This is a genomic window from Propionibacterium acidifaciens, from assembly GCF_003798325.1.
GTDB classification, from domain to species: domain Bacteria; phylum Actinomycetota; class Actinomycetes; order Propionibacteriales; family Propionibacteriaceae; genus Propionibacterium; species Propionibacterium acidifaciens.
The window spans coordinates 3,035,820-3,049,190 of record NZ_CP033719.1 but is presented as its reverse complement, the minus strand read 5'-3'; the positions used below and the strand labels follow the sequence as shown (position 1 = coordinate 3,049,190).

Genomic DNA, 13,371 nt, shown 5'->3' with positions numbered 1-13,371 from the left:
GGAGCAACGATGACGCGGATCATGGGCACCGTCGCCGAGCGCCTGGCGAGGAACAGCTACCAGACGGACGAGGAGTTCGGCCACATCGAGATCAACCAGCGGATCGTGCGGGTCACCGGCACCGGGCGGCTGCTGGTGGCCGTCTGCCCGGCGCACGTCTACGCCGAGGAGCCCGACGGCACGATCTCGGCCGAGTACGCGGCCTGCCTGGAGTGCGGCACCTGCCTGGCCGTCATGCCCGCCGGCTCGCTCAGCTGGCATTATCCCCGCGGCGGCTTCGGCGTCGAGTTCCGCGAAGGCTGATCGGCCGGCTCAGCCCAGCGCCGCCACGACGAGGCCCGCCGGGTGACGATCCAGGTGGCGGCCTGGGTGCGCCGCCGCAGCCCCATCTTCGCCAGCAGCGAGGTGATGTGGTTCTTCACGGTCTTCTCGGCGATCCCCAGCCGATCGCCGATCTCGCGATTGCTCAGCCCCTCGCCGATGAGCTCCAGGACGCGCCGCTCCGAGGGGGTGAGGCCCTCGGTCAGATCGGCGGCCCCACGACGGCGGGGCGGAAGCCGTTGACCGGCCACGGTCCGCCCCGCGGCGACGCCCTTGATGGCGGAGACCACCTCGATGCCCCGCAGCGATTTGCTGAGATAGGCGCTCGCCCCGCCCGTGAGGGCCTCGCGCATCGCCTCGTCGTCGTCCACCGAGGTGAGCACGATGAAGCGCGAGCCCGGCAGCGCGCCGCGCAGCTGCGAGATCAGCTCGAGCCCCGTGCCGTCGGGCAGCCGCAGCGCGACCAGGACGATCTGCGGCGCCAGCGGCGGCGCCAGCCGCACGGCCTCCGCCACGCCCGAGGCCTCACCGACGAGCTCGACGCCGCGGGCGTCCGCGAGGATGACGCCGAGCCCCCGCCGGACGATCTCGTGGCCGTCGACCACCATGACACCGATCTGCCGACCCTGACGCTGCACGGTCATGGACTCAGCCTCCATTCCTCACCCGGGGCGGGCGAGCCGGGGCCGCGGGACCCGGCTGCGCCCGGGCCCCGCGGCGGGCGCACGGGCTAGTGCTCCGGCGCCCACTCGCCGAGGAGCCCGAGGATCCGGTTGAGCTCCCCGACGGGGATCTGACCGGGCGCCGAGGGGCGCCCGACCATGCCGAAGGTGGCGGCCGAGCCGAAGAAGGCGCCGGTCATGCGCGAGAGCATCCCCTCACGACCCATCGACATGGTGATGATCGGACGATCGGCGTGGTGCGCCGACATCAGCCAGGTGGCCGACAGCAGGGTGAGCAGGTCGCCGGTGTCGTGCGGGGTGCACGCCAGCTTCGGAACATCGGCACCCGCCTCCTGCATCCGCCTGAGGCGGGAGACGATCTCCTCGGCCGACGGCGTGGCGTCGAAGTCGTGGTTGGACGCCACCACCGCCACCGCCCGGGCATGCGCGGCGTCGATCACCTCGCGCACCACCTGCGGGCCGCGGAAGAACTCGACGTCCACCGCATCGACGTGCCCCGAGTCGATCAGGGCCGAGTTGAGAGCCACGTAGTCCTGGGCGCTGATCGCCTTCTCACCGCCCTCGTCGGCGGTCCGGAAGGTAGCCAGCAGCCCCCGCCCGCCCAGACGGGCGGCCAGCGGGCCGGCGAGTGCGACGGCCGCGCCGACGTCGGGGGCCGTCCCGAGGAAGTCGACGCGCCATTCGACGATGTCGATCTCGTGCGGGGTCAGGGCCTCGGCCCCGGCCAGGACCTCGTCGGCCGTCGTCCCGGTGATCGGCACGATCACCTTGGGCGGGCCCTCCCCCAGCACCACGTCCTTGAGCCGCACCGTTCTCATGGTCATCGGTCCTCCCCTCCTGTCCGGCGCTCAGGCCTTCGCCCTCACCGACTCGATCGCCCGGAAGATCGAGCGATGGCGCAGGAAGATGAAGACCGCGGTTGCGAAGGCGATCACGCTGAATGCCACCGCGAGCCACACCACGTTCGTGTAGCCGCTGGCCAGCAGGCGAGTGGCCTCGTCGCCCGGGACGTCCTTGGTGCTCGGCACGATGGCACCGACCGCATAGGGCAGCACGAAGCCGCCGACCGCGCCGGCCATCCAGTACCAGCTCACGATCTGGCCCTTGGACTTCGGGAAGAAATCGGACATCGCGGTGAGCACGAGCTGCATGATGCCGCCCGAGACGAAGTAGCCGATGAGGAAGGCGGTGATCCTCATGCCGGTCAGGGAGTGCATGCCGCCGATGTTGAGCAGCAGCACGGAGACCAGGCCGAATGCGGCGTAGACGGGCACGAAGTTGATCGACTTGACGCCGCGGGAGGAGATCACGGCGGTGAGCAGCACCGCGACCACCGAGCCGAGCGTGAAGAACTGGGTCAGGCCGCGGCCCTGGGAGGTGCTCAGATGGGCGATGTTGGAGCCGATCTGGGGCAGCGCCTGGTTCGCCAGGTAGACGATCCCGTTGGTGCAGAAGATGAAGACGAGGCAGACGACGCCCTCCACGGCGAAGCGCGCGCGGGTGGGGCTCTGCCCGGACTCCGCGTCCTGCTCGGCGGCCTGCTGGGCCGCCAGCTGCTCGGCCGCGATCCTCCTGTAGTCGGGGAAGGAGACGACGAACGCCAGGATGCCCATCACCACCATGTAGATGCCGGCGGCGATCGGCACGACGCGCCAGTGCCGGGTGCCCACCATCGTGACGAGGAGGGGCATCACGAACTGCCCGGCCGAGATGAAGATCTTGATGAGGATGTTCATCGTGCCGGCGTTCGAGGGACTCGACTCCATGAGCGTCGGATAGGTGCCGGCGTCGAGGAAGGAGTTGCCGGCGCCGAAGACCGCCGCGAGCAGCATGCCGACGGTGCGATTGGGCGAGAGCGGCAGCAGGATGAAGAAGACCGCGGTGAGGGCGATGCCGACCAGCACGATCCTGCGGCGGCCGAACCTGTCGGCCAGGAAACCGGCGAAGGGATAGCTGACGAATTTGCCGATGGCCATCACCGACAGGGCCGAGATCACATCCTTCGCCTCGACCCCCCAGGCCGCGGACAGCCCCCAGCCGTCGCCCGGCGAACCCGCCAGCTGACTGGCGGCGATGAGGCCCATGGCGTACACGAGGTAGGAGAAGTACAAGGTGAGCACGGCCCCCATGTTGTGGACCTTCGTGGCCATGGCGTCCCCTTTCTGACGAGTGGTTGCGCCCCGTTCACGGACGGCGCGGCGGAATCGGACGGGGGTTTCGGCTCACCGGCCCATGTGCGCGCGCACGTAGTCGAGCGGCATGTCGTGGCCGGTGAACAGCTCGAAGGCGGCGGCGCCCTGCCGGTACATCATCTCGATGCCGTTGGTGCACTGCAGGCCGGCCCGCCCGCAATCGCGCAGGAACCTCGTCTCGGCCGGCGAGTAGACCACGTGCATCACGAACGTCTCGGGCGGGATGATCGAGACGTCCGGAAGGTTCGTCCTGCCCTCCAACGCGCCCATGCCGACGTTCGTCGCGTCGATCAGCACCGAGGACTCGGCCAGCGCCCCCGCCAGGGCGTCCTGGTCCGCGAGGTCGTGCAGCACGGCGGCCGCGCCGGTGCGCGAGCTGATCTTCTCCAGCGTGCGCTCGGCGTTGTCCCAGAAGGGATCCCTGCGGTTGAAGATGTTGAGCGCGGCGGCCCCGTCCAGCGCGGCCTGCACCGTCACCGCGGTGCCCGCGCCGCCCGCACCGATGATCGTGATGGTCCGGCCCTCGGGCGCGTGGTCGAAGAAGCGCAGCGCCTCCATCGCGCCCACGCCGTCGGTGTTGTACGCGGTGAGCCTGCCGTCCTCGTTGACCACCGTGTTCGAGGCGCCGATGAGCTCCGCGGCGGGGGTGATCGTGTCGACGCAGGTCAGGATCCTCATCTTGTTCGGCATGGAGACGTTCCAGCCGCGGACCTTGAGCGTCCGCATGGCCTCGACCGCGGCGGGCAGCTCCTCGTCATCCACCTCGAAGGCCAGGTAGGCGTAGTCGAGCCCGAGTCTCGCGATGGCCAGATTGTGCATCCGCGGCGACTGGCTGTGCCGGATGGGATGAGCGAGCAGCCCGAGCAGTTCGGTGCGGCCGGTGATGGTCTGCATGACTTCGTCGTTCATGGGTTCATCGTTCATGGGGTGGTCCCTCTCGGTCGGGAGCGTTCGCCACGTCGCGAACTAACCCGTTAGTTAATTTACCTCAACGGCCCTGTCCCCGCCACATCGCTCATCCGATTCCGCTCATCCGCCACTGCCGCAGCGGCTCGGCACGGGACCAGCAGCAGCCGTGCCGGCGAGTCACCGGTCCCGGATCGCCGCCCAGGACTCGCGCAGCAGCCGCTCGTCCGGAGCGCGGGCGATGGTGCACTTCGCGATGCCCTCCAGCACGACGAAGCGCAGTTCGTCGTTGCGGACCTTCTTGTCCCAGGACATCGCCTGCGACAGCTGCCGCCAGCTCGCGCCGGAGTAGCCGGTGGGCAGACCGACCATGCGCAGCACGCTGCGGTGCCGGGCGAGGTCCTCGGCGTCGAGACGGCCCAGCCGGTGGGCGAGCTCGGCGGCGTAGACCATGCCGATCGCGACGGCGTCGCCGTGGCGCATCGCCGGGCCCTCGCAGCTCTCGATGGCGTGGCCCAGGGTGTGTCCGTAGTTGAGGATCTCGCGCAGCCCGACCTCGCGCAGGTCCTCGGCGACGACCCGGGCCTTCACCGCGAGGGCGCGCTCCATGAGCTCGCGGAAGACGGGCGAGTGGATGTCCAGGGCGTCGGCGCCGCCATTGGCCTCGATGAGCCTCAGGATCTGCTCGTCGCCCACGAAACCGGCCTTGACGATCTCTGCGAGGCCCGAGCGGAGCTGCTCTGCCGGCAGGCTCGCCAGCAGGCCCAGATCGCACAGCACCCCGCACGGCGAGTGGAAGGCCCCCACCAGATCGCGGCCGCGCGGCAGGTCGAGTGCGGCCTTGCCGCCGACCGAGGCGTCCACCATGGCGAGCAGGCTGGTGGGCACGTTCACCACGGGCACGCCCCGCAGCCAGGTGGCGCCCACGAAGCCGAGCAGATAGATCGCCTCGGCGCCCCCCACGGCGACGATCGCGTCCCGGCGGCCGAAGCGGTGCTCGCCCAGCAGGTCCCAGAGCCGGGCGACGGCGTCCAGGCTCTTCGTCCGGGCCGGATCGGGCAGCTCGTGGCGGACCACCCGGCGACCGCCGGCCTCCAGGGCCTCGGCCAGACGGTCCGCGCTCGGAGCGACGACCGCCTCGTGGGCCACCAGCACGCGTTCGGCGTCCCGGGGAATCAGCTCACCGGCCTCGGGCAGCAGATCCCATCCGATGCGGATCTCGTAGCCGTCGTGGCCGGTCACGCTCACCACGCTCGCCGGAGCATGCCGGGACGCGGCGCGCCGCACGGTGCCCGGCGGTAGATCGACCGTGCCGGCGTTGATGAGCGCCAGCAGGATGTCCTCGCCGGAGTCCTGCGGGCGGCGGCCGGTGGTGTTCAGCCTGATCTGCGAGACGCTCTCGTAGATGGCGCGGCGCTGGGCCATGAGCGCGTTGAACTTGGTCACCGGATCGCCCATGAGCAGAGGGCGGATGCCCGAGAGCCCGACCCGGGGCAGCGCCTGCGAGACGTCGACGTCGAGGAAGACCGTCATGTGCCGGCGCAGCGCCTCCTGCGTGCCGGGGTGCAGGATCGCCCCCCCGCCCAGCGCGACGATGCCGTCGAACTCGCGCAGCACGCGCAGCACCGTCTCGTGCTCGAGCGCCCGGAAGGCCGGCTCGCCCTTGGTGAGGAAGATCTCGGGAATGGGCATGCCGGCGACGCGCTCCACCTCATCGTCGGTGTCGAGGAAGGGCAGGCCCAGCGCATGGGCGATGAGCGTGCCCACCGTGGTCTTGCCGGCCCCGGGCGGGCCGACGAGCACCACGGCCGGTCGGTGCTCCTGCTCATCCGGCTCGTCCGGCCCCGGTGCGGATGGCTGGTCAACCATGCTTCTCGTCTTCCCCTCCGTCGTCGCGTGGCGTCGCGCTGGAACACCGCGCGGAGGCGTCCTCAGGCCTCGGCGCGTCTGCCGAGTTCGTTGAGCGCCTTCAGTACACCACGGCCCTCGCGCACCGCGTCGATGATCTTACGGGGACGCACCGAGTCGCCGATGTTCATCACCGGGACGCCCACGCCGGTGCAGCGCTCGATCAGTTCGGGCAGGCCGGACGTCACCGGCCTCATGCCGAGGCAGATCACCCCGTGCACCATCTCGATGAACTCGGGTTCGCCGTCGGCCGGGCGCACCACCACGCCCTCCTCACGCACCTCGGCCAGGCTCGTGCTCACGCGCACGTCCACGTCGCCGCGCTCCAGCACCTCGAGCATCTGCAGGCGCGTGACCATGTCCAGATCGTTGCCGATCGCGGGCAGGCGCTCCACCAGGACCACCTGCACGTCGTGGTCGACCAGATGCTCCATCACGTCCAGGCCCACCGCGCCGGCGCCCACGACGACGGCCCGACGGCCCCGCCACCGGGCCACCTCGTCGATGCGGGAGGCGAAGCCGATGATGGAGCTGACCGTCGAGCCCGGCCGGTCGAGATGCTCGCGCAGCCCGGTGATGGGCGGGGCGACGGGCAGGCCGCCGGTGGCGTTGACCACCAGATCGGGGTGCTCGGCCAGAACCCTGTCGGGCTCCCCCGACTGTCCGGTCCTGATGTCCACGCCGGCGCGGCGGGCGCGCAGCACCGACTCGTCGAGATACTTCGCGATGCGCCACTTCGCCGGCAGCCGGGCGGCGTGGCGCACGCTGCCGCCCGGCTGCTCGCCCCGCTCCAGCAGCGTCACCGCGCAGCCGACCTCGGCGGCGCTCGAGGCGGCCTCCAGCCCGGCCGGACCGCCGCCGACCACCACGACCCTCGTCGGAACGCTCACCTTCGTGGCGCGGTAGGACTCGTTGTCGAGGATGCTCGGGTTGATCGTGCAGCGGATCGGCCTGCCCTGGCGGATGCGGTGGTCCGCGCACCCTATGTTGCAGGAGATGCAGTGCAGGATCTCCTCCGGGCGCCCCTCGCGCACCTTGCGCACCCACCAGGGGTCGGCGATGAGACCGCGGCCGATCGCGACGAGATCGGCGTCGCCGTCGGCGATGATGCGCTCGGCCGCCTGCGGATCGCGCACATTGCCCGAGGTGATGGTCGGCTTGCCGAACTCCTCCCGGAAGGCGCGAGCCATCGTCGAGCGCCAGCCGTCGGGCAGGCGGGCCATGTCGATCTGGTACTGCAGATTGGGGTTCTCGGCGGCCGAGACGTTCCAGATGTCCACGTACTCGTCGCAGTGGGCGGCCAGGGCGAGGGTGTCCTCGAGCCGGTTCCCGCCGTCGAGCAGTTCGTCGGCACTGAGCCTCACCGAGATCGGGAAGCGCTCGCCGACCTGGGAGCGCACCTCGCGCAGCACCTCGACCAGCAGCCGCGCCCGGTTCCGGGGGCTGCCGCCGTACTCGTCGGTGCGGTGGTTGTAGAGCGGGGAGAGGAACTGGTTGAGCAGATAGGAGTGCCCGCCGTGCACCTCGACCATGTCGAAACCGGCGCGCTGGGCGCGCCGGGCGGTCCGCCCGAAGCACTCGACGACGTGTCCGATCTGCTCGAGCGTCATGGGCGTCGGGGCGTGCCCGCCGGGTTTGGAGGGCACATCGGAGGACGAGAGGGTGGCCGCTCCGGTGAGGGCCGGGTCCGCCGAGGCGCCGGCGTGGTTGATCTGCACCCCCGCCATCGAGCCGCAGCGGTGCATCATCTCCGTGAAGGCGAACATGCGGGGCAGACAGTGGTCGTTGTCGAGGCGCAGCTGAGTGTATCCGTTCGAACCGGTGGGATGGTCGACGCAGACGTTCTCCATGATGATGAGCCCGGTGCCGCCGCGGGCCCGCTCGCGGTAGTAGGCCATGTGCTCGTCGCTGAGCTCGCCGCCCGCGGTGGCGAAGTTGGTTCCCATGGGCGGCATGACGATCCGGTTGGGAATCGTCATGCCGCGGACGGTGAGGGGTTGGAGGATCTGCGTCGTCGTGGTCGTCTGGGCATACGAAATGGTCATGGGGGTTCCTCGCTCACGGCCGGCCCGCCGCCACTCTGCGTCAGGCCCGGCTCCCGGTCAGGGTATGCTCCTCAGCTTCTGAATGTACCGGTTAGTCCATATTTTGCACGAACTTGTCTTCTCACTGCGCAGCTGAGGCGTATCGGCTCCCGCGGGGCGCTCGCCGGGCGGGGGCTCCGGAACGGCGGGTCCCGGGGACGGGGCGACCGCGAGGAGCCCGCCCTAGGATGGAGGCCACACGTTGAAAGGGGCCTCCATGGTGCGGATCCCGCGGACCGACATCGACATCCTCCCGCTCGTCCTGGGCGCCAACACCTTCGGCTGGACGAGCGACGAGCGGACCTCCTTCGCCGTGCTCGACGCCTTCGTCGCGGCCGGCGGTTCGCTCATCGACACCGCCGACGGCTACTCGCACTGGGCGCCCGGCAACCACGGCGGCGAGTCCGAGACGATCATCGGACGCTGGCTCTCCGCCCGCCGCTGCCGCGACCGGGTCCTGATCGCCACCAAGGTGGCCACCCATCCCCAGTTCCACGGGCTCTCCCCGGCCACCGTCTCGGCCGCGGCACGGGCCTCCCTGGAGCGTCTCGGCACGGACCGCATCGACCTGTACTACGCCCACTTCGACGACGAGACCCAGAGCATCGAGGACATGGCAGGCGCCTTCGACGCGCTGGTCCGCGAGGGGGTGGTGCGCCACGTCGGACTGTCGAACTTCTCCGTGGACCGCGAGCGGGAGTGGATCGCATACGCCGACCGGGAGGGCCTCGCCCGCCCCGTGGCGCTCCAGCCGCAGTACAACCTGCTGCACCGGGGCGACGTGGAGAACGGCTACGGGCCGCTCGCCCGCGAATCCGACGTGGCGCTGTTCCCCTACTTCTCCCTCGCATCGGGTCTGCTGACCGGCAAGTATCACTCGGCGGAGGAGATCGAGGGCTCGGCCAGGGAGGGCATGATCGGCGCCTATCTGCCCGACGAGGACGCCACGAGGGCCGCCTTCGCCGTCCTCGACACGGCACGGCGCATCGCCGACGCCCACGGCGTGGAGGTGGCCGCGGTCGCCCTGGCCTGGTTGCGGGCCAGGGGCGCCACCGCGCCGATCGCCTCCGCCCGCATCCCCGGGCAGCTGCCCGCCCTGCTGGCCTCGGCCGCCCTCGAGCTGGCCGCCGACGAGGTGACCGCCCTGGACGAGGCCTCCGAGCCGTTCGTGTGAGGGGCCCGAGGGCCTCAGGGCGGCATCCCCGGGCCCCGCCCCTCGCCGCCCTGCACGGGCGGAGGAACGCGCGGGATCAGGCGCCGTCGAGACGCGCAGCTCCCCCAGCGCGAACGGGAGAGGGCCTCGAACGGCGTGCGGCCGGCATCGCGGTGCTGCGCCGCCGGCCCCGGGGCCACATCGCGGACGATCTCATCCCGCGCGAGCGCACTCCCGCATAATGACCGCGCCATGCACGAGGGAGGGCCCCGCCCGCCACTGCGCACAGAGCGCGAGCGGACGCCCCGGCGCCTCCCCCTCCTCCTAGACGGAAGGCGGACACGATGCCCTCCCCGACCTCCTCGCCCGGAGACCCGCCGCGCGAGCAGTGGGGAAGCCAGCTGGGCTTCCTCATCGCCGCGATCGGCTCCGCCATCGGGCTGGGCAACATCTGGCGCTTCCCCGGCGTCGCCTACACCAACGGCGGGGGCGCATTCATCGTCCCCTACGTCATGGCCCTGCTCATGGTCGGCATCCCGGTGCTCTTCCTCGACTACTCGCTGGGGCACCGCTACCGCGGCAGCGCCCCGGCGGTCTTCCGCCGCCTCAGTCGGCGGTTCGAGTGGCTCGGCTGGTGGCAGGTGCTCGTCTGCTTCGTCATCATGACCTACTACGCGGTCATCGTGGCCTGGGCCCTGCGCTACACGGTGTTCTCCTTCACCATGGCCTGGGGCGAGGACGCCAAGGGCTTCTTCTACGACTTCATCGGGCTCAACACCGACGCGGTCGACTACTCGGCGGCACCAGTGAGCGGAGTCGTCGTCCCGCTGCTCATCGTGTGGGCCTTCGGCCTCGTCGTCATCGCCCTCGGAGTGACCAACGGGGTCGAGCGCGCCAACAAGATCTTCCTGCCGCTGCTCGTCGTCATGTTCGCGATCCTCGTCGTGCGGGCCGTCTGCCTGCCCGGCGCCGCCGAGGGCCTCAACGCCCTCTTCACACCGAACTGGTCGGCCCTGGGCGACTACCGGGTGTGGATGGCGGCCTTCGGGCAGATCTTCTTCTCGCTGTCGGTGGCCTTCGGTATCATGCTCACCTACTCCTCCTACCTCGACCGGCGCGCCGACCTCGTGGGCACCGGTCTGGTGGCGGGCTTCGCGAACTCCTCGTTCGAGATCCTCGCCGGCATCGGGGTCTTCGCGACGCTCGGCTACATGGCCGACCAGCAGGGCGTCGCCGTGGGCGATCTGGACGGCATCAGCGGCGTGTCCCTGTCGTTCATCACCTTCCCCACCGTCATCTCCCAGATGCCCGGCGGCGCCCTGTTCGGGGTGCTCTTCTTCGCCTCGTTCGCGATGGCCGGCCTGACCTCCTTCATCTCGATCATCCAGGTGGTCGCGGCCGGTCTCGCCGAGAAGTTCGGCCTCGGCACGGTCAAGGCCTCCTTCCTCGCGGGGGTCCCCTCCGCGGTGCTCTCCTTCGTGCTGTTCGCCACGAGCTCGGGGCTGTACGACCTGGACGTCGTGGACGCCTTCATCAACAACATCGGCGTGGTCGCTTCGGCCATCATCATGTGCGTGGGCGTCGGCCTGGTGCTGCGCAGGACCGGCCTGCTGCGCCGCCACCTCAACGCGGTCTCCGGCACGCGGGTCATCGGCACGTGGTGGCAGGTGCTCGTCTGCGCCGTGGTGCCCGCCCTGCTGTGCTTCATGTTCGTCCAGACCGCGTGGGCCTATGCGCACGGCGGCTACGACTCCACGAGCTACGCCCGCGGCTTCGAGGCCGTCTTCGGGTGGGGCATGCTGCTCGTGTGCGCCGTCGCCACAGCGGTGCTCACCGTGATCGGTTGGCGCACTCCGGTGGACGACTTCGCTCCTGTCGACCCGGACGAGCTCGAGGAGGCGCACTGAGATGACAGCGATCGCCCTGACGATCATGATCGGCGCCATCGTCATCATCTGGGGCGGGCTCGCGGCCTCGGTGGTCGCGCTCGCCCGGCACGGCCGCGCCCACCGCTGAGGTCCGACCGATCCGCCCCCGTCCCGGGAACGCGCCGGCCCGCGCTCCCGACCAGATGGTGCCGGGCCGCGAGCGCCGTCCGCGGGCGCGGGGATGACATGCGTTCGCAGAAGAACGACCCGCCCGGTGACGGCAGCGCCGGGGTTGTCCGGGCCCGCGGCCCCGCTCAGGGTCCTCGTGCGAACTGTCACGGCCGGCCGGGGCCGTACGCCCCTCCGGGCGCAGGGCCGCGGCCCTGCGCCCGGGCCGGTCAGGCCGAGTAGACGGCGAACCCCGTCCGCTCCGCGATCCAGGAGATGAACGCCGCGGCGTCCCGGTTCGCGCCGTGGCCCGCGTCCCAGTACATGAGGGCGTCGACGCTGTCGCCCAACCCGGTCGCGATGGCCGCCAGGTTCGCGACGATCACCGGCGAGGTGTCCGTGTCGGAGGTTCCCACCCGGATGAACCAGTTCCTCGCCCGGCCCGGATTGGCCTCGCGCAGGAAGTGCATCGGATTCATGAGCGTCAGCTTGTCGGGAATGTCCTGGTCGATCGTCGCCGAGTCGTCGCCGGTGGCCAGCCGCAGGCCGAAGTCGGTGAAATGGCGGGCGTCGGTGGTCTCGTCGCCGAACAGGCCGTTCTCGGCGCTGGCCAGGTCCTTCTGGTCGACGGCCGGGCAGGGCTTGGATCGACCCACGTGCGCCAGGAAGTCGGCGAAGCCGAAGCCCGCCCGGGAGTCCTGCCAGCTGATCCAGGGATTGCTCGACAGATAGCTCGCGCGCTCGGAGTCCGACAGCGCGGCCAGATGGTCGGTGGCCGCCGGCGCGAGATGGTTCGTGACCAAGTAGTCGCCGTAGTTGTCGGCGGTGAGCACGCCGTAGTCGCCGACGCCCTCGAGGTTCAGCTCGGCCGCGTACGCGCCGAATCCGGTGGCCAGTTCGTCCGAGACCGTCCGATCGACCGCCGCGCCGTTGTAGGCCTGGGCGCCGAAGGTCCACTCGTAGATGACGTCCTCGTGCTCGATGTCGGTCTGCGGGCAGTATCCGGCCGAGGCGAAGACGGCGTCCGAGGCGTCGGCGGCCCCGATCTCCGCCAGGCGGCTCGTGTACAGCTCCGAGTCGCCGGAGGCCCCGAGCAGGGCCGAGAGCGCACCGCCGGCCGAGGAGCCGGTCGTGATGATGTGGTCCGTGTCACCGGGCAGCCTGCCCCGGTTGTGGTGGATCCAGCGGATCGCCGCCTTGAGGTCGACGATCTGGGCCGGTGCCTTGCCGATCCACGTGCCGTCCGAGGACTGCGCGTCGCGACCGCGGGCCCCGGGGGCGACCACGACGCAGCCGGCGGCCAGGGCCAGTTCCCCGTTGTCGACCGGCTGCCCATCGGAGCCGGTCGTGTCCCCCGCGCCCGAGGCGACGCCGCCGGCGCCGGGCCCGCCGCCCGAAACGTCCGGCGCACTGTCGCCCTCGGGCGGGGTCCCCCCGCCGGGGGCGTCGGAGGAGCCCCGGCCGGGTGCTCCCCCGCCGGACGCTCCCCCGGAGGCGGTCGCCGAGGAGTAGCCGCCGATGTTCAGCGCCACGACGATCGGGGCGTCGCCCGCGTCCCAGGCCGTGCCGTTGAGCACGGTGGGCACCTTCACGGTCAGGCTCTGGTAGGTGCTGTCGACCGGGTCGAGGCAGTAGACGATCGAGTCGTACTGCGTGTAGCCGACCTCGACGTCGCCCGCGTCGGTGCTGACGGTGGTGCTCTGCTCGGCGCCTGCGGTGGCGTCGAAGTCGAGGGCGGAGAAGTCCCTGGTGGAGCCGGTCGAGCTCGAGCCCTGCGACGAGGCGGACGACGAGCATCCTGTCAGCAGGGGCGTGGCGGCCGTGGCCGCGGCCAGGCTGCTGAGTACCGCACGGCGGCTGATCGGGCGAGTGAATGCTTCATGCATGGCGGTGATGATGCGCGGCACAGCTGTGCGATTCTTGTGCCGGTCCTGTGACGGGAACCGGCTTCGGGAGAGTTCGGGGACGGCGCCCCACCAGGGGCGGAAACGGACCCGCAGCAGATGCCGCGCAGGGCCGCCGCATCGGCCCGTCCGGCCCCATCCGCGCACCTGGCCCGTTACCTCGTCGGTGGCCCCGGTGGGAGGG

At 70.9% G+C, this 13,371-nt stretch carries 11 protein-coding genes; 4 read left to right on the top strand and 7 right to left on the bottom strand.

Going from position 1 to position 13,371, the window contains the following annotated elements; genetic code table 11:
- The first annotated feature begins 9 nt into the window (after window positions 1-9).
- On the top strand, window positions 10-303 hold the full coding sequence (locus EGX94_RS13090) for a ferredoxin family protein (protein ID WP_021796302.1): 294 nt from the start codon (window positions 10-12) through the stop codon (window positions 301-303).
- Here the strand turns inward: EGX94_RS13090 and EGX94_RS13085 are convergent.
- The 6 genes from EGX94_RS13085 to EGX94_RS13060 form a co-directional block, all read right to left on the bottom strand.
- Complete coding sequence (locus EGX94_RS13085; protein ID WP_021796325.1) at window positions 261-965, bottom strand: LuxR C-terminal-related transcriptional regulator; 705 nt, start codon at window positions 963-965, stop codon at window positions 261-263. The genes EGX94_RS13090 and EGX94_RS13085 overlap by 43 nt on opposite strands.
- 86 nt (window positions 966-1,051) lie before the next feature.
- Entirely contained in the window at window positions 1,052-1,828 is a 777-nt protein-coding gene (gene aroD, locus EGX94_RS13080; protein WP_021796304.1) for a type I 3-dehydroquinate dehydratase, read from the bottom strand.
- Window positions 1,829-1,852: 24 nt separating this feature from the next.
- A complete protein-coding gene (locus tag EGX94_RS13075) occupies window positions 1,853-3,154 on the bottom strand; it encodes an MFS transporter (RefSeq protein WP_021796322.1) in 1,302 nt (433 codons plus the stop codon).
- Between the two features lie 72 nt (window positions 3,155-3,226).
- Window positions 3,227-4,105, bottom strand: a complete 879-nt coding sequence (locus EGX94_RS13070; protein ID WP_021796296.1) for a shikimate dehydrogenase — start codon at window positions 4,103-4,105, stop codon at window positions 3,227-3,229.
- 177 nt (window positions 4,106-4,282) lie between these two features.
- The gene (aroB, locus tag EGX94_RS13065) at window positions 4,283-5,971 is read right to left on the bottom strand and encodes a 3-dehydroquinate synthase (protein WP_021796283.1); all 1,689 of its coding nucleotides are present in this window, start codon (window positions 5,969-5,971) and stop codon (window positions 4,283-4,285) included.
- Window positions 5,972-6,033: 62 nt separating this feature from the next.
- A complete protein-coding gene (locus tag EGX94_RS13060; RefSeq protein WP_021796315.1) occupies window positions 6,034-8,055 on the bottom strand; it encodes an FAD-dependent oxidoreductase in 2,022 nt (673 codons plus the stop codon).
- A gap of 256 nt (window positions 8,056-8,311) precedes the next feature.
- On the opposite strand from EGX94_RS13060, the gene EGX94_RS13055 reads away from it, so the two are divergent.
- The 3 genes from EGX94_RS13055 to EGX94_RS13045 all read left to right on the top strand — a co-directional run bounded on the left by EGX94_RS13055 (window position 8,312) and on the right by EGX94_RS13045 (window position 11,263).
- Window positions 8,312-9,268 carry an aldo/keto reductase gene (locus EGX94_RS13055; protein WP_021796288.1) on the top strand — a complete coding sequence of 319 codons (957 nt, stop codon included), beginning with the start codon at window positions 8,312-8,314 and terminating at the stop codon, window positions 9,266-9,268.
- A gap of 323 nt (window positions 9,269-9,591) precedes the next feature.
- Complete coding sequence (locus EGX94_RS13050) at window positions 9,592-11,154, top strand: sodium-dependent transporter (protein WP_021796314.1); 1,563 nt, start codon at window positions 9,592-9,594, stop codon at window positions 11,152-11,154.
- Between the two features lies 1 nt (window position 11,155).
- A complete protein-coding gene (locus tag EGX94_RS13045; protein ID WP_123826403.1) occupies window positions 11,156-11,263 on the top strand; it encodes a methionine/alanine import family NSS transporter small subunit in 108 nt (35 codons plus the stop codon).
- 250 nt (window positions 11,264-11,513) lie between these two features.
- Here the strand turns inward: EGX94_RS13045 and EGX94_RS13040 are convergent, their stop codons facing one another.
- Window positions 11,514-13,169, bottom strand: a complete 1,656-nt coding sequence (locus EGX94_RS13040; protein ID WP_081707268.1) for a subtype B tannase — start codon at window positions 13,167-13,169, stop codon at window positions 11,514-11,516.
- Window positions 13,170-13,371 lie beyond the last annotated feature (202 nt).